The following is a 15,748-nucleotide window of genomic DNA, read 5'->3' as shown; positions in this document are numbered from 1 at the left end:
TGCGCCGAACAACCGCCTCGATTCTTGCGGCAGAACTACCTACTTGGTGATGTACACGTTTCTGAGATCACTGACTCCGAACGGAGTGAAGGGAAGATTGCCCGTGCCGGTTCCGCCGACCTTCGGGGTGATCAGCATGCCCGTGACGCCCTGCATCAGCGGTGCATAGAGGGCATTATCGACCGAGAACTTGTTCACGGCTTCAGCTTTCGCCTTGCGCTCGGTGTCCGAGAGTGAAGAGTCGTCGACGCCGACAAGGAGCGGTTTCATGGCTTCGGGAGTGCCGCCGGGAAGGGTGAGCGGGCTGGTGTAGAGCCAGGTGAACCAGGCGGAAGGATCAAGAGACGCGGAGGTCATGTACGTGAACATGCCGGGTGCGTTGGACTTGCTGTATTCAGTGGTCAACTGCAGGATATCGACCGAGCGCAGTCCGATCTGGATGCCGATCTCTGCCAATCCTGCCTGGATGGCCTGAGCCTGGGCCGGCATCCTGCCGTTGTTGGCTACCAGGAACTCGCCGAGGTCCAGCCCGTTCGGGTATCCGGCCTCTGCGAGAAGTTTCTTGGCTGCGTCGACATCGTAGGCGTAGGACTTTTCGCCGGCCTCGTAGAATCCGGGCAAAGTGCTCGGGAAGGGTTGCACACGTGCTGCCTGGCCTTCGCCGAACGCCGCCACCAAAGCCTCCCGATCGAGGGCAGTGTTGATAGCCTGACGGACCTTGATGTTGGCCAGCGCGGGAATCGTGCTGTTCAAGAACATTCCGGAAACCGTCGAGGCAGTCGGTTGGCGTCGGACGATCACCTTGCCCGAGTCGATCTCACTCTGCAGCTGCGTGGTGCCGCCGCCGGCCTGCGCAACGTCCAACTGTCCGGTGCGAATGGCGTTGTTGCTGGCATCGGGCGCGTAGGCACCGATTTGTACTTCTGCGGGTTTTCCGGCATTGGTATCCCAGATATTCCCGTCGGAGCGCCGCTTGTAGGTGATCTTCTGTCCGGGCTCGAATGATTCGAGGACGTACGCACCGGTGCCAACCGGTTTTGTTGCGAGATCGGAGTTTCCGAGTGCTTTGGGACTGATCATCGCGCCACCGATCGGGATGGCGATGGTGTTGAGGATGGTTGTGGTGGGGCGGCTCAATCGAAGCTTCACTTCGTTGGGCGCCACTACGTCTACCGAACTGATGGCTGCGGTCGCGGTTGCGGAGGCAGATCCTGCTGCCGACCGATACCGGTCGATGTTCGCCTTTACCGCATCACCGTTGAACGGTGTGCCGTCGGTGAACGTAACCCCTTCTCGCAGTTTCAGATCCAGCGTTGACCCGTTGTCCGAGAAGGTCCACTCGGTGGCGAGCATCGGGGCATACTGGCCGTCTTCGGTGACTTGGAGAAGTCGGTCGTAGACGGGCCATGTCGACATCAGGGTCCGCACCGCCTCGGGGGCCGCGATTGGATCGAGCGACGTGGCGACAGTTGCCCCGACGCGCATCGTGGCGTTGGTATCGACTTCGCCGGTGCTGCCTTGACTTCCCGTGCCGGCCGCTGCGCCTCCGACAGCCGCACTCGGGCTGCCACAGCCGGTCAAGGCCACCGCTCCTGCAGCCGCGACGGCCGCCACAGACAGCCAACGCTGTTCACGTTTCGATCTCATGAGAGTTCCTTCCAGAGGTGACGCGAATGCGTCCGGATGGCGAAGTTCTGAGATGACCGTAGTGTGCGGTGTGCGTGGAGGTCGCTACGTCTTCCCGTTCACTGGGAGAAGTGTATTTCTTTGCAGCCCTATTGATTTGGCGCTCTGGATGCATCCATTCGGGTACTCAGAAGCGGGGGATGCTGAGCCTGGAGTGGGCGGCTCCGTCTACCGGAACCAGAGTGCCGTTGATGTACGCGGACTCGTCGCTCACCAGAAATGACGCTACCGACGCGATATCCTCGGCAGTGCCCAGACGCCCTGACGGGATCTGCGCCGCATAGGCTTCGGGACCGTCGGGATGGGTTTCGAGCCATCGACGTAGACCGGGGGTGTCCATTGATCCGGGTGAGATCACGTTTGCGCGAATGCCCAAGGCTCCGTATTCGACTGCGATACTTCGGGTGAGGCTGATCATCCCGGCTTTGGCTGCTCCGTATGCCGCCAGGCCCGGGACCGCTCCGATACCTGCTCCCGAGGTCGTCGAGAGGAATACTCCTGATTTCTGTTCGAGCATGAATGGCAGTGCAGCTGATATTCCGTAGTACATGGAATTCAGGTTGAGCACAACAGTATTGGCGAAGGCGGCGGGAGTGACCTCGAGGGTGGGTTTGGGTTGCTGCCCACCGGCATTGCTGTAGAGGATATCGAGCCGTCCGTAGCTCTCGACGGTACCGGTCACGAGGGATGAAACAGCCTCGGCGTCGGTGACGTCTGTCGTGACGGCTGTAGCTTTGCCGCCGGCGTCGGTGATCAGATCAGCTGTGGCAGTCGCAGAATCGCCGTTGATATCGCTGACCACGACGGTTGCTCCGTCGGCAGCGAACCGTATCGCAGATGCCCGTCCGATGCCGCTGCCGGCGCCGGTGATAACAGCAATTTTGTTGCTGAGCTTTCTGCCCATGGTCTTCTCGATTCTCTCTGGGATTGCAGGGTATTTACGTCGCTGACGACATCTTTCGGAATCGCTCGGCAGCTTCGAGAAGCAGTGCGCTGCGGTCGAAGCCGCTTTGCTTCTGTGCCGTCTCGAAGTGGCCGGTGGTAATCCAGATCGGGCCCTGATCGAGGTGCTCCAGGCCTTCGCGGGCTACCTCTTCGGGATCTGCCAGGACCAAGCCCGGCATGTCGAGATTCAATCCCAGACGGCCCAACGCCGGTGTTCGTGTTGCGCCGGGAATTACTTCGAGTACGTGAACACCGAGCGGAGCCAGTTCGAGCCACAAACCCTCGGCAAAAATTCTTCCGAAAGCTTTTGCTGCAGCATAGAAACTGATGTGCTCGGTTCCGAGGTACCCGGAGATCGACCCCATCAGGATGATGCCGCCACTACCGCGTTCTTTCATCCGGCCACCGAAGTGGTGGGTGAGGGCCAGTTGGCTCTTGATGTTCAGATCGATAGTGCGCTGCACAGCCGCGAGGTCACTGCTGACGAATTCGCTGGCATATGATCCTGCGCCGGCGTTGAATACGAGCAATCCCACGTCGAGTAGGTCCGTGACCGCTCGCAGGCGATCGAGCGCATCGTCTTCGAGTAGATCGAGTTCGAGTGTCGTGACCTCGACACCCAGGGCGCGCGCCTCGGATGCGGTCTCTTCGAGTGGGCCACTCTTGCGGGCCAGAAGTACGAGATTAATACCGACAGTGGCTAATTGGCGGGCGTATGCACTGCCCACGCCTTCGGATCCGCCGGCAATGACAGCCCAGGGGCCGTAGTAATTCTTGTCGATCATAGTGCACCTTTCGGGGGCGTATCAAACATTTGCTACATGGGAGAATGTAGACGGTGGTGTGAACTGTGCGGGGTCGGTTACTTTTGTGGTTCGATGCCTTCGAGGAAGACTGAGATCAAGGTGTCTCCGAACTGTTCGATCGAATAGTTCTTGGTGGGGGAGAACCACCGGAGCGACAACCAGACCGCGTCGCGCATCAATCCGTAGATGACGTCTGCGGGTAGATCCGCGCGCAGCTGTCCGGCTTCGATTCCGGAGGCGATCGCATCCATCCACGTTGCCTTGGTGGTGCGGGCAGCGGAACGAATAGTGTTGTTCCCCGGAAGTTTTCGAAGATACTCGGAATTGTTCTGATAGATCTCCGAGGCATGTGGGTGCGCAACGCTTGCGGCCAGTGAGGCGTGGACGATCGAGCTAAGCCGATCCCGCGGATCGGCGTCGGCAATCGCTTCGTATCGAGCAGTCAGATCGTCGAGATACCTCGACACGATCATGTACGCGATAGCATCCTTGGATTCGAAGTAGTGATAAAGGCTGCCGGAGAGGATGCCGACTCCGTCGGCGATATCCCGCACCGGGGTGCCTGCGATTCCCTTGGTGGCAAACAGCGATGCTGCCTGCCCGAGAATCAGGTCGTGGCGCTCAGACCACTCCATGCCTACCTCCGATGTTTGTGCAAGGATCGCGTCGCGAATTCTACGACAGTTGAACAAAGGTTTGATGCGCGCCCGGCGAAAAGGGCACCGCTGCGTTTCACGCGAGGTTCTGTGCGCACGACCAGGCCTGTGCCGCCAGACGCTGCGCCTGGACGCCGAACGATTCGGGGGTGCGGTCGGTGCGGCCCATCGACCCGCGCGATACGCGGGTGTAGACGCCTTCGACAATGCAGGCCGTTTTCCACCAGTTGAATGCCAGGTAGTACTCCAAGTCGTCGCCAGGCATACCGGTCGCGGTCAGGTAGCGATCAGCCAGTTCGTCTCGAGTGGGTAGACCGGCCGCGAACGTCGGGGGCGTCTCGAGCGCGGTTACCTCGTCGCCAGGTTGCGCCCAGTACATCAAGAACTGCCCCAGGTCCGCCAGTGGGTCACCGACTGTCGACAGTTCCCAGTCGAGGACTCCGAGCACCTGGCCCTGTGTACCCATCAGAGCGTTGTCGAGGCGATAGTCACCGTGTACGACGCTCGAGCGAAATTGGGGTGGGATCCGGCGACTCAATGCGTCACGGGTGCGACTGATGTCCTCGAGGACTCGCACACGATCTCCTTCCCAGCTGGCGGACCAGCGTGAGAGTTGCCGTTCGACATACCCTCCCGATGCCGAGCGCTGAGACCAACCATGAGCGGCGGGGTCCAACGAGTGCAGGCGCGCGAGAGTGTCGACGAGCGAATCGCCGAGTGCGCGGCGTTCGGCGAGAGGGAGGAAAGCCTCCACCGCGTCCGAGTCCCGCAGGATTTCTCCGTCCAGGAATTCCATGACGAAAAATGGAGATCCGTTGATCTCGAGATCGGTACAGACACCGACGACCGTTGGAACCGGAACCCCGGTATCTGAGAGTCGAGACAAGATGCCTGCCTCGCGGACGACGTCGTGGGCGGTGGCCACGATCTTTCCCAACGGGGGTCGGCGGAGTACCCAACGAGTACCCGCGGTGTCGGTGACCAGGTACGTCAGATTTGACCGGCCCCCGGCTATCTGTTCGAAGCTGAACGGAGCGAGAGCATTCGGGACGGCGCGCTCGAACCAGGCGGTGACCGCGAGACGCTCGATACCGAGCGTGGCCGTGGTTCTGGTAGCAGTGGATCTATCGGTCATGTGCGGTCCTTGTTCATGCGTAGGCCTACTTTGTCATCGCAAGATGGCGAAGATCGTAGATTCCGACGTTGACCCACGGGACGTCGTCGGCGCCGACCACTTTGTTGCTCGAGAGCGTGGCGTTGGTCTGGTTGCAGATCGGGACCCACAGGGCCTTCTCCAGCGTCTTCGCCGAGATCTTGTGGTACAGCTCGGCACGGTCGTTCTCGGACATCGTCGGATCGGCAGCCTGCTCGATCATGCCCAGGATTTCCGGGTCGTCGGCAGCGAACTTGAAGTTGTTGACCAAGTAGAAGTTCACGGTTTCCGCAGGATCGACTTTAGGTGTGAACGAGTTGGCGACCATCTGATCGAATTCACCGGCAATGTAGCGTGGTTCGAGTTGGTTGAGCGGAACGGGATTGAGCTCGGCATCGAAGCCCGAAGTGGACAGGGCAGACTGGATGACGTTGGTGGGCTTTTCGGTGTTGCTCCCGGCACCGAACGTTAGCGTGACCTTGGTGTTTCCATTCTTCTGGACCAATGCCTTGGCCGCCTCCGGATCGAAGGCGTACGGATACTTGTAGTCGGGATCGAATGCCGAGCTCGTCTTCGGGAACATCTGGTTGTGTGGTGTGCAGTTCCCGGAGAACAGCGCGTTGATCTCATCCGGATTGATCGACTGTGCAACCGCTTGACGTATTTCCTGATCGGCCAGCTGACCCGTCGGACGCAGATAGACACCGAGGGTGCTTCGGAATGGAACCTTGTCGATAGCGAAGGCGCCGCGGTCGGCAAGCGTATTTGCCTGCACCACTTCGCTGGCCGAACTGACCCACGTGAGATCCAGTGCTCCGGTCTGGATGGCATTCAGACGCGTCGACGCGTCGGGGACAAGCGTGATATCGATGCCGCCGAGGCGTCCGCCCTCCGCGTCCCAGTACGGACGATCGGACCGCTTCATTACAAGCGACTCTCCGGGAACGTATTTGGTGACGACGTAGGCGCCGGAACCTGCAAGTCCCGGATCGTTGCGGATATCGGTTCCGGCGGCGATCATTGCGGGACTGATCATCATGCCTACCGGAGTGGTGAATACTCCGGGTAGTTCGACACCGGCTCCCGGGGCCAGTTCGATGCGCGCGGTGTACATGTCAGTCGCAGTGATATCGATGACGCCCGCGAGCGCCGCAGCCGAGGTACTGCCCGCGAGTGTTTTGCCTCGTTTCAGGGTGGCGGCAACCGCCTCGGCGTCGAAGCGGGTGCCATCGTTGAAGGTGACGTCGTCACGCAGCTTCAGCTCCAGATACTTGCCGTCCGAGCTGAATTCCCACGACTTGGCAAGTCCGGGAACAATTTTGTCGTTGCTGTCGACGGTCATGAGTCGATCGAAGAGTGCCGTGAGATGGCTCCAGCCACCGATGGTCATCTGTTGCTGGGGGTCGAGATTGTTGGACGTGCCGGCGGAGGCAATCCGTATCACTGCAGCGGGGTCGACCTCACCGCCGACGCTTCCACTGTTCGTCGTGCCGCTTGCGCCTCCGCCACAGGCGGACAGTGACAGCGCTGCCACGGCAAGAGCAGTGACGAGCTTTCCCTTGCCGAACCGGGTGTGTGTCATGGTTTACCTCTCTTCGATTGCGTTCGAAGGAATGTTGTCGATCAGGCGTACGTGTATTTTCAGTCAAGCGTGACGGTGACTTTGTCGAGTACTCCGTCGAAGATGAACGGCAGCTGGTACTGCTCGGACACCGGGGTTCCGGTATCCCGCCCGACGCTCAGGCCTTCGATGTAGTTGAGGCGGAACGGGGCAGTGTTCGCCACCGTTCCGTATCCAACCTTCTCGTCATCGCAGAGCAGGGTTATCGCTGCCGATCCGCCGCGCTGCGTGGGATCGATATCGACCACGGCCGTGAGTTGGTGTCGACCGACCGGAAGCGCGAATTCAGAAGTGACCGTAGAGCGCTCGCGACCCAAGAGGTTGTAATGGTAGGTGAGGACACCGTCTGCCAGATACAGGGCATGGCCACCGAATCGTCCACCTTGGGACAGGAGCATGCCGTGTGCGTGGTTCGAAGTCAACACTACGTCCGCGGAAATGCTGAACGGCTTGTTGGTGACATCGGGTGCACTGCCGGGAGTCACTCGCGTCACCCCGTCGTAGTAGACGAACGTGGTCAGGCCGAAAGTCGGGTTCGGCTTGGGCGGGCCAGGATTGAGCGCTTTGACGATGACGGGAAGAACCTGGTTTGCTTCGGCCTCCCCCCAGAACAGGTCGACCAGCGCGCTGAGTTTGTCGGGGTACTGCGCCGACAGGTCGTCGGATTGGCTGTAGTCGTTCTCGACGTGGTACAACTCCCAGTTCGCATCGTCGAGAGAGTCTGCGCCGGTGGCGAATTCCCACGGCATTTCCCGGGGCGTAGTAGCGGCAACCCACCCGTCGGAATAGATTGCGAGGTTGCCCATCAATTCGAAGTATTGTGTCGTTCGGGTAGAAGGTGCAGCCGGATCAGCGAAGGTGTAGGTCATCGGGACTCCGCACAGCGGCATCTGTTCTACGCCCCGAATCTGTTTGGGTGCTTCTATTCCGATGGCATCGAGGATGGTGGGAACGACGTCGATGACGTGGTGGAATTGCGTGCGGATCCCGCCGGCGTCGGTGATTCGCGCAGTGTGAGAGAGCACCATCCCGTTGCGAGTGCCTCCGAAATGCGACGCGACCATCTTGAACCACTTGAACGGGGTGTCGGTCGCGTGGGCCCAACCGGCTGGAAAGTGGTTGTAGTGCAGGGGGCCGCCCAGTTCGTCGAGGTGTTCGAGGAGGGATTCGGTGCTGTCTTCCAGACGGTTGACGTAGCTCATCTCGTTGAGAGAGCCGTTGGCTCCACCTTCGGGACTGGCTCCGTTGTCGCCTTGGATGTAGAAGACCAGCGTGTTGTCGAGTTCGCCGATGCGTTCCAATTCTTCGAGAACACGGCCTATCTGGGAGTCGGCGTAAGCGAGAGCGCCGGCGTAGACCTCCATCATGCGGGCTGCCACTTTTTGATGGTCGGCGGTGAGGGAGTCCCATGATGCGATCTGTTCGGGACGTTCGGTCAGTTCGGTGTCTGTGGGTACAACACCGAGTTGTTTCTGCCGAGCGATCGTTTCTTCGCGAATGGCATCCCATCCTTGATCGAACTGCCCGCGGAATCGATCGATCCACTCTCGTGGTGCATGGTGCGGAGCGTGAGTGGCGGCATTGCTGTATTGGATGTAGACAGGCTTGTTCGGTGCTGCCGACTTTTGCCGACGAATCCAGGTAATTGCCTTGTCTGCCAGGTCTTTTTCGAGGTGGTAGGTGGCATCGTCCGTCGGTGGTTCCACCGGACTGGTGCCCTCGTACAGTGCGGGGGCCCAATTGTCGGTGCTGCCGCCGAGGTAGCCGTAGAAATGTTGGAATCCCATGTTCGTGGGCCAATGATCGAACGGTCCGGCCGGCCCGGTCTCGTAGACGGGGACGTTGTGGTACTTACCGAACTGTGCGGTGGAATATCCGTTGCACCGCAGCATTTCGGCAATCGTGGCAGCGCTGTCGGGGATGATGCTGGTGTATCCGTCGTAGGCAAGCGCCATCTCGGTGACGCGCCCCGCACCGACCTTGTGGTGGTTGCGACCGGTCATGAGTGCCGCGCGGGTCGGGGAACACATCGCAGTTGTATGGAACTGCGTGTAGCGCAAACCGGTTTCGGCGAGTCCGTCGAGCGCCGGAGTGGGAATCGGTCCACCGAAAGTGCTGCTTGCCCCGTAACCGACGTCATCGGTCATGATCACGAGAACGTTCGGTGCGCCTGCGGGCGCCGACACGGGAACCGGCCATTTCGGTGCATCGGATTCGCTGGGTTCGCGGCGCTGTGAACCCGAGGTACTCGTGCGGGTATCGACGTTCATATGTGCACTCCTGGAATGGATTCTGAAGGCAGTATGCACCGTATCAAGCATTTGCTACGCAATGTTTCAAATTGGGATTACGGTGTGATTCACGGTCAATCGAGGAAAGCAGGAGCGACTATGGATCACAACGACAAATCCCGCCAGATGGACCTGGTGCGAGGCCCATTTCCTTCCGTCAGTCTGATTACGACCGCGAGTTGGGCACTGCGTGACGAGTTGGCGCTCTGCCGACGTCTCGGGATTTCCGCCGTGGCACTGTCCGCGTACAAAGCGGGTCGAACCGGTTGGCCGGAAACGGTATCGCTGGCCCATGAGTTCGGCGTCGCGGTCGGCTGTATCGCGCACGGAATCACAGCCGATCCGGACGATGGAACTGCCTGGGAGAGGGAGATTGCGGCACTCGACGCAGCAGTGGTCGGCGCGGCAGGTCTGGGAGCATCGACGGTGCTGTTCACAACGGGACCGTCCGGACGTCTCAGCTGGGAAGCTGCAGCAGACCGATTGATCGATCGCGTGTCGCCAGTGGCCGAGCGGGCCAAACAGTTGGGGGTTCGGCTCGCCCTGGAGAACACCATGCAGATGCGTTCGGATCTGAGTTTCGTTCATACAGTTCGCGATGCGGCGGTAATCGCACGGCGTCTGGACATCGGAATGGTCGTCGACCTCTATTGCGCATTCCAGGAACCGGATCTACTCGGTACCTTGCGGGCTGAACTCGATCGGGTGCAGATCGTGCAGGTAAGCGATTTCCGGGTAGGAACGCTCGCGGTTCCCAACCGGTGGGTACCCGGCGACGGAGATCTTCCGATGGATCGACTGTTACGTGAAGTGCTCGGTCTCGGCTACTGCGGTGCTGTTGAGCTGGAGATACTCGGTCCTGCGATTGAGGAGGAAGGGCCGGAGAGTGCGCTCAGGCGAGCGTATTCCTGGCTCACCGCGCAGTTGGCGGTTGACGCGGAGATGAAACCATGATGATGTGAATCAAACGTTTGCTACGCGACGATGACGCGCCAGAGCAACGTTTCCCCGAATTCGAAAGGGTGGACCCATTGAGTGACAAGACGATGACCGAGGACGATGTCGTACGTCGGCTGCGGTCCGGTATGACGATCGGTATCGGTGGTTGGGGGTCACGGCGCAAGCCGATGTCCCTCGTGCGTGCAATTCTTCGATCCGACCTGAAGGATCTGACCATCGTGTCCTACGGTGGACCTGACGTCGGATTGCTCTGTGCAGCAGGGAAGGTCAAGAAGGTGATTTTCGGGTTCGTTTCGTTGGACTCGATTGCCCTCGATCCGCATTTCCGGGCCGTCCGTCAGGCCGGAGCGGTGGAAGTGGCCGAGTACGACGAGGGAATGCTGCAGTGGGGTTTGTATGCTGCCGGCATCCGGATGCCCTTCTTGCCGACCCGAGCTGGACTGGGATCGGACGTCATGACGGTCAACCCCGATATGCGTACCGTGTCCGACCCGTACGGAGACGAGATTTTTGCAGCGATGCCCGCATTGAATCTTGACGCGGCACTGGTGCACATGAACCGTGCAGACAGGCATGGCAATGCCCAATTCTTGGGCCCTGACCTGTATTTCGACGATCTGTTCTGCATGGCAGCCGAGGACGCCTATGTGTCGTGCGAGGAAATCGTGCCCACCAAGGACTTGACGGCCGATGCTCATCCGTCGACGCTGCGGATCGCCCGTCTCCTGGTCTCCGGTGTGGTCGAAGCACCGAACGGCGCACATTTCACCTCGTGCGTGCCGAACTACGAACGCGACGAATCCTTCCAGCGGGAATATGCGGCCGCCGCCCGCGATCCACAACAGTGGAAAGCCTTTGTCGGCGAGTACCTTTCCGGTAGCGAAGCGGACTACCAGCGCGCTGTCGCGATGCGCGATTCCCAGGCGGTGTCGGCATGAGCGAGTCGAGTGCGAACGTGGCTCCTGCTACCCGAGCCGAAGTGTGCGTCATTGCCTGCGCCGAAGCGTATCGCGGCAACGGTGAGGTCATCGCGAGTGCCTTCGGAACCATTCCGGCCATCGGAGTTCGGTTGGCACGACACACCTTCGAACAGGATCTGGTGATCTCCGACGGCGAGGCGCATGGAGTTCGTGGCACCTGGGCCGTCGGCGGGCCGGCAGAGGGGGAGATCGAAGCGTGGATGCCGTTCAGTGCGATCTTCAATCTGGTGTGGAACGGCAAGCGCCACATCATGATGATCCCCACCCAACTCGACGTCTACGGCAACAGCAATATCTCGGCGATCGGTGATCACGCGGCGCCCAAGGTGCAGCTTCTGGGTGTGCGGGGTGCACCGGGAAACAGTGTTTACCACCCCACCAGCTACTGGGTTCCCGCACACAGCACCCGTGTGTTCGTGCCTCGTGTAGATATGGTCTCGGGAGTCGGTAACGACAACGCGGCCAAGGCAGGTCCGGCTGCGAGCAAGCACCACGATCTGCGCCAAGTCGTAACAAACTTGGCGGTGCTCGATTACGCAGACTCGGGTCGACTTCGACTTGTGTCGGTGCATCCGGGGGTCAGCGTCGACGACGTGGTGGCAGCGACCGGATTCGATCTCGAGATTCCCCAGTCGGTTCCACAGACTCGGCTTCCGAGCGCCGAAGAGCTACAGCTCATTCGGGACGTCATCGATCCCAAGGGACTGCGTAACAAGGAGGTTTCGGCATGACTGACCTTGCTGCAGACCACCGGGCCCTGCACACGCGGGCCTGCGACCTCTTCGGGGTCAAATACCCGATCGTGCAGACCGGAATGGGCTACGTCTCCAACTCGACGCTGACCGCTGCCACAGCGGCGGCCGGCGGGCTCGGCATAATCGCCGGCGGAATGTTGACCTACGAGGAACTCGCTGCGGCGATCGCGGAAGTTCAAGCCCAGACCGATAATCCATTCGGGGTGAATCTGAGAGCAGATCAGGCGGACATCGACAAGCGAATCGATCTGCTGATCCGATCCGGTGTCAAGGTTGCGTCGTTCGCTCTGGCGCCCAAGCAGGCTCTCATCGGCCGATTGAAAGACGCCGGGCTGGTGGTGGTTCCGTCTATCGGGGCACGCCGTCACGCGGAAAAAGTTGCTTCGTGGGGCGTTGACGCGGTTATCGTTCAGGGTGGTGAGGGCGGCGGCCACACCGGTGCTGTGCCGACCTCATTGCTTCTGCCTCAGGTAGTAGATGCCGTGGACATCCCGGTGATCGCGGCGGGCGGTTACTTCGACGGCCGGGGCCTGGTCTCGGCACTGTCCTATGGCGCCGCCGGAATCGCGATGGGTACACGATTCATGATGACGAGCGATTCCCCGGTGGCGCAGCAAGTCAAGGATGTGTACCTGTCGAAGTCGGTCAACGACACCGTGGTCACACTCGAGATCGACGGTGTGCCGCAACGTGTTCTGCGCGCGGGGACCATTGATCAGCTGGAGTCCACAACGGGTCCGGGTCGGATGATCCGTGCGGGCCGCAACGCTCTGGCATTCCAGAAGCTCTCCGGCACACCGTGGCGCGACATGATCCGTGAGGGTCTCGCAATGAAGAAGAGTCACGAACTCGGCTGGAGTCAGGTGGTGATGGCTGCTAACGCTCCGATGCTGTACCGGTCCGCATTGGTGGACGGTCGCGTCGACGTCGGCGTCATGGCAACAGGGCAGGTAGTCGGGCTGATCGAGGACGTGCCCAGTTGCAGCGAATTGATCAACAGAATTGTGGCCGAGGCAAATTCGGTTCTCACTCGACTCTCTGCTTGACATGTTTGATACACGTATTCGAAAGGGACTTTGATGAATCAGCTTGAAGGTCGTGTTGTTGTCGTCACCGGAGCCGGCCGTGGAATCGGGCGCGAACACGCGCTCCTTGCTGCAGCGGAAGGCGCGCACGTCGTAGTCAACGACACCGGCGCCGCCGCCGACGGCTCGGGAACGGATGACGCTCTGGCCGCAGCGGTCACTGCTGAGATCACAGCTCTCGGTGGCAGCGCAATCGCCAGTACCGCGGACGTCACCACAGTCGCCGGAGCTCAGGCCCTTCTCGATCTGGCAGTGGAGAACTTCGGCGCAGTTCACGGACTGGTCAATAATGCGGGTGTTCTCCGCGACCGGATGTTCGTGAACATGAGTGAAGAAGAATGGGACACCGTGATCGCTGGTCAGCTTCGCGCGACGTTTGCTCCCTGCCGCGTGTTCGGCGCGCACTGGCGTGATCGTTCCAAGGCCGGCGACGCCGTCGCAGCATCCATCGTGAACGTCTCGTCCACGTCGGGGCTTCTCGGTGCAGTCGGGCAGAGCAACTACGGCGCCGCCAAAGCGGGGATTGCCGCGCTCACTGTGATTTTGGCGCAGGAAATCAGCCGCTATGGAGTGCGCGTCAATGCCATCACCCCGGTCGCGCGCACTCGAATGACAGAGAACGTCCCCGGAATCGCCGAGATGGTGGCGGTTCCGGCGGATCCGAACGACTTCGACGTCTACCACCCGGGCAACGTGTCTCCGGTGGTCGCGCACCTGCTCACCGCCGACTGCGACACCAACGGCTCGGTCTTCTATGCGAAGGGCGGCGAGATCAAGCAGTTCCTCGGCTGGTCGTACGGCAAGAGCATCGTGAAGGACGCACGCTGGACACTCGAAGAGCTGGCGACGGAAATGAAGACCTTCGCGTAAGCGACCCTACGACAAAGAAACTCGGAGTGAGCTATGGCAAACAAAGATGCCGTGGGTGTAACGGGAACACCGTTCCGGCTCGACGTGGAACGCGGAAAGGTCCGCGAATTCGCCCACGCGATCCGCAGCACCAATCCTGAGTACCTCGACTCGGAAAACCCGGTCAGTCCGCCGACCTTCTTGACCACCACGTTCTTCTGGCAGTCCGGCGATCAGAACCCTTGGAGCGCAGTCGAACTGAATCAGCAGCGAGGTCTGCATGCTGAACAGGAATACACCTTCTTCGGTCCGCCGCCGCGAGCGGGAACCAAACTCGAGGCCCGCTCACGGATCACCGACGTCTTCACCAAGGAAGGTCGACGAGGCGGCGAAATGACCTTCGCAGTCATGGTCACCGACTTCGTGGACGAAAACGGAACCTTGGTGGCGCAGGCGAAGATGACCGGCGTCGAGACCGGACGAGCACCGTCGGAGGAATCATGACCATGACAGCACAGCCCACCGCAATGACGGCACCGCGGCCGTGGACCATCGGACCGGTAACCCGCACGGACTTCGTTCGCTACCAAGGTGCGTCGGGGGATATGAACCCGATTCATCATGACGAGACCTTCGCCAAGGCCGCAGGATTCGAGAGTCCGTTCTCCGTGGGAATGTTCCAGGCCGGAGTGCTGGGCACCTATGCGACGGACTGGCTCGGTGCCGAGAACGTACGGTCCTTCCGTATTCGATTCCTCGAGCAAGTGTGGCCCGGAGACGTCCTGACGTGTACCGCCAAGGTTGTCAAGGAATATCAGGACAACACCGAGAGCAAGGTCGACGTGGAACTCGAGTGCGCCCGCCAGACGGGCGGCGTCGCGGTGCGGGTGTGGGCAACCTTCGTCATCGCTCCCGGTGTGGTGTCGGGGTGAAGGCGCACCAGTGCCACACGCTCGGTGAGCCGGATGTCCTCCGGCTTACCGATGTGCCGGACCCGGTTGCGGCACCGGGAACTGTGGTCGTGGATGTCCGGGCTTGCGGCATCAACTTCCCGGACGGACTGATGGTCGCCGGAAACTACCAGACTAAGCCGCCCCTGCCCTTCACTCCGGGATCCGAAGTGGCCGGCGTAATCCGGGCAGTCGGAGACGGTGTCGAAGGTTTGAACGTGGGGACTCGTGTCCTGGCGTTCTGTGGAATCGGCGGTTACGCCGAGCAGGTCCCGGTACCAGCGTCACAAGTATTCGCGATTCCCGACGCGATGCCCTTCCCTGACGCCGCAGGATTCTCCGTGACATACGGAACCTCCTACCACGGCCTCGTAGACCGAGCGGGACTTGCAGCCGGAGAACGACTTCTGGTGCTCGGTGCGGCTGGCGGTGTCGGGCTCACTGCTGTCGAGATCGGTCGAGCCTTGGGAGCCGAGGTCATTGCCGCGGCATCCACCGCCGAGAAGTTGGCGCTGTGCCAAGAGCACGGTGCGTCGACACTGATCAACTACGCAGAGTGTGATCTGGCATCCGAACTGAAGACACGCGAACGCGTCGACGTCGTCTACGACCCGGTCGGCGGCGACGCGGCGCAGGCTGCAATCAGGGCGCTCCAATGGGGCGGCCGGTACCTGACCGTCGGATACGCGAGTGGCGACATTCCGAAGGTGGGAATGAACCGTCTACTCATCTCGTCGGCCTCACTTCTCGGTGTGTTGTGGGGCGTGTGGGCGAAACGGAACCCGGCCGAGAATGCGAGCAACATGCGTCAGTTGCTGGACTGGTACGAGCAGGGGCTGCTGGTGCCGCACGTGTCTCGGACCTTGCCGTTCGACGACGCGTCCGAAGCCCTGAACATCGTGATGAATCGGCAGGCTGCCGGCAAGGTGATTTTGGTCCGCGACTGATCGGTTCGGAATCGATCTCCCGTGCATACACACGCATTCATATTGTGAGAACTGAGAGGACTTC

At 60.7% G+C, this 15,748-nt stretch carries 15 protein-coding genes; 8 read left to right on the top strand and 7 right to left on the bottom strand.

Annotation, left to right across the window (positions count from 1 at the left end):
* Positions 1 to 39: 39 nt before the first annotated feature.
* The 7 genes from MTX36_RS09865 to MTX36_RS09835 all read right to left on the bottom strand — a co-directional run bounded on the left by MTX36_RS09865 (position 40) and on the right by MTX36_RS09835 (position 9,137).
* Positions 40 to 1,647: an ABC transporter substrate-binding protein gene (locus tag MTX36_RS09865; protein WP_243619552.1), complete on the bottom strand. Its 1,608-nt coding sequence runs from the start codon at positions 1,645 to 1,647 to the stop codon at positions 40 to 42.
* Positions 1,648 to 1,813: 166 nt separating this feature from the next.
* Positions 1,814 to 2,590, bottom strand: coding sequence for an SDR family NAD(P)-dependent oxidoreductase (locus MTX36_RS09860; RefSeq protein ID WP_243619551.1), 777 nt, complete (start codon positions 2,588 to 2,590; stop codon positions 1,814 to 1,816).
* 34 nt (positions 2,591 to 2,624) lie between these two features.
* On the bottom strand, positions 2,625 to 3,416 hold the full coding sequence (locus MTX36_RS09855; RefSeq protein WP_243619549.1) for an SDR family oxidoreductase: 792 nt from the start codon (positions 3,414 to 3,416) through the stop codon (positions 2,625 to 2,627).
* 77 nt (positions 3,417 to 3,493) lie between these two features.
* Positions 3,494 to 4,072, bottom strand: coding sequence for a TetR/AcrR family transcriptional regulator (locus MTX36_RS09850; RefSeq protein WP_243619548.1), 579 nt, complete (start codon positions 4,070 to 4,072; stop codon positions 3,494 to 3,496).
* A 97-nt stretch (positions 4,073 to 4,169) separates the two neighbouring features.
* On the bottom strand, positions 4,170 to 5,228 hold the full coding sequence (locus tag MTX36_RS09845) for a phosphotransferase family protein (protein WP_243619547.1): 1,059 nt from the start codon (positions 5,226 to 5,228) through the stop codon (positions 4,170 to 4,172).
* 25 nt (positions 5,229 to 5,253) lie between these two features.
* Positions 5,254 to 6,828, bottom strand: a complete 1,575-nt coding sequence (locus tag MTX36_RS09840) for an ABC transporter substrate-binding protein (protein WP_243619545.1) — start codon at positions 6,826 to 6,828, stop codon at positions 5,254 to 5,256.
* A 59-nt stretch (positions 6,829 to 6,887) separates the two neighbouring features.
* On the bottom strand, positions 6,888 to 9,137 hold the full coding sequence (locus MTX36_RS09835) for an arylsulfatase (RefSeq protein WP_243619543.1): 2,250 nt from the start codon (positions 9,135 to 9,137) through the stop codon (positions 6,888 to 6,890).
* A 120-nt stretch (positions 9,138 to 9,257) separates the two neighbouring features.
* Between MTX36_RS09835 and MTX36_RS09830 the strand changes: the two genes are divergently transcribed.
* The 8 genes from MTX36_RS09830 to MTX36_RS09795 all read left to right on the top strand — a co-directional run bounded on the left by MTX36_RS09830 (position 9,258) and on the right by MTX36_RS09795 (position 15,684).
* Positions 9,258 to 10,112 (top strand): sugar phosphate isomerase/epimerase, encoded by an 855-nt coding sequence (locus MTX36_RS09830; RefSeq protein ID WP_243619542.1) that lies wholly within the window; start codon positions 9,258 to 9,260, stop codon positions 10,110 to 10,112.
* Positions 10,113 to 10,189: 77 nt separating this feature from the next.
* A complete protein-coding gene (locus MTX36_RS09825) occupies positions 10,190 to 11,056 on the top strand; it encodes a CoA transferase subunit A (RefSeq protein WP_243619541.1) in 867 nt (288 codons plus the stop codon).
* A gap of 17 nt (positions 11,057 to 11,073) precedes the next feature.
* Positions 11,074 to 11,829, top strand: coding sequence for a CoA-transferase subunit beta (locus tag MTX36_RS09820; protein WP_243619681.1), 756 nt, complete (start codon positions 11,074 to 11,076; stop codon positions 11,827 to 11,829).
* The gene (locus MTX36_RS09815; RefSeq protein ID WP_243619540.1) at positions 11,826 to 12,899 is read left to right on the top strand and encodes a nitronate monooxygenase family protein; all 1,074 of its coding nucleotides are present in this window, start codon (positions 11,826 to 11,828) and stop codon (positions 12,897 to 12,899) included. The genes MTX36_RS09820 and MTX36_RS09815 overlap by 4 nt, the downstream gene beginning before the upstream one ends.
* A gap of 33 nt (positions 12,900 to 12,932) precedes the next feature.
* Complete coding sequence (locus MTX36_RS09810) at positions 12,933 to 13,808, top strand: SDR family NAD(P)-dependent oxidoreductase (protein WP_243619538.1); 876 nt, start codon at positions 12,933 to 12,935, stop codon at positions 13,806 to 13,808.
* 33 nt (positions 13,809 to 13,841) lie between these two features.
* Positions 13,842 to 14,291: a MaoC family dehydratase N-terminal domain-containing protein gene (locus MTX36_RS09805; RefSeq protein ID WP_243619536.1), complete on the top strand. Its 450-nt coding sequence runs from the start codon at positions 13,842 to 13,844 to the stop codon at positions 14,289 to 14,291.
* Positions 14,288 to 14,719: a MaoC/PaaZ C-terminal domain-containing protein gene (locus MTX36_RS09800; protein WP_243619534.1), complete on the top strand. Its 432-nt coding sequence runs from the start codon at positions 14,288 to 14,290 to the stop codon at positions 14,717 to 14,719. Before MTX36_RS09805 ends, MTX36_RS09800 begins: the two co-directional genes overlap by 4 nt.
* Entirely contained in the window at positions 14,716 to 15,684 is a 969-nt protein-coding gene (locus tag MTX36_RS09795; RefSeq protein WP_243619532.1) for an NADPH:quinone oxidoreductase family protein, read from the top strand. The genes MTX36_RS09800 and MTX36_RS09795 overlap by 4 nt, the downstream gene beginning before the upstream one ends.
* The last annotated feature ends 64 nt before the right edge of the window (positions 15,685 to 15,748 follow it).

The sequence above is a fragment of the Rhodococcus sp. ARC_M6 genome, from assembly GCF_022810305.1.
Taxonomy (GTDB): domain Bacteria; phylum Actinomycetota; class Actinomycetes; order Mycobacteriales; family Mycobacteriaceae; genus Rhodococcus_F.
The sequence above is the reverse complement of the archived record's forward strand: the minus strand, read 5'-3'. Positions and strand labels throughout refer to the sequence as shown.

Bases quoted from the DNA above. Each gene is read 5' to 3' on its own strand.
- MTX36_RS09865 (WP_243619552.1), bottom strand. From the start codon at position 1,647: ATGAGATCGAAACGTGAACAGCGTTGGCTGTCTGTGGCGGCCGTCGCG.
- MTX36_RS09860 (WP_243619551.1), bottom strand. From the start codon at position 2,590: ATGGGCAGAAAGCTCAGCAACAAAATTGCTGTTATCACCGGCGCCGGC.
- MTX36_RS09855 (WP_243619549.1), bottom strand. From the start codon at position 3,416: ATGATCGACAAGAATTACTACGGCCCCTGGGCTGTCATTGCCGGCGGA.
- MTX36_RS09850 (WP_243619548.1), bottom strand. From the start codon at position 4,072: ATGGAGTGGTCTGAGCGCCACGACCTGATTCTCGGGCAGGCAGCATCG.
- MTX36_RS09845 (WP_243619547.1), bottom strand. From the start codon at position 5,228: ATGACCGATAGATCCACTGCTACCAGAACCACGGCCACGCTCGGTATC.
- MTX36_RS09840 (WP_243619545.1), bottom strand. From the start codon at position 6,828: ATGACACACACCCGGTTCGGCAAGGGAAAGCTCGTCACTGCTCTTGCC.
- MTX36_RS09835 (WP_243619543.1), bottom strand. From the start codon at position 9,137: ATGAACGTCGATACCCGCACGAGTACCTCGGGTTCACAGCGCCGCGAA.
- MTX36_RS09830 (WP_243619542.1), top strand. From the start codon at position 9,258: ATGGATCACAACGACAAATCCCGCCAGATGGACCTGGTGCGAGGCCCA.
- MTX36_RS09815 (WP_243619540.1), top strand. From the start codon at position 11,826: ATGACTGACCTTGCTGCAGACCACCGGGCCCTGCACACGCGGGCCTGC.
- MTX36_RS09810 (WP_243619538.1), top strand. From the start codon at position 12,933: ATGAATCAGCTTGAAGGTCGTGTTGTTGTCGTCACCGGAGCCGGCCGT.
- MTX36_RS09805 (WP_243619536.1), top strand. From the start codon at position 13,842: ATGGCAAACAAAGATGCCGTGGGTGTAACGGGAACACCGTTCCGGCTC.
- MTX36_RS09800 (WP_243619534.1), top strand. From the start codon at position 14,288: ATGACCATGACAGCACAGCCCACCGCAATGACGGCACCGCGGCCGTGG.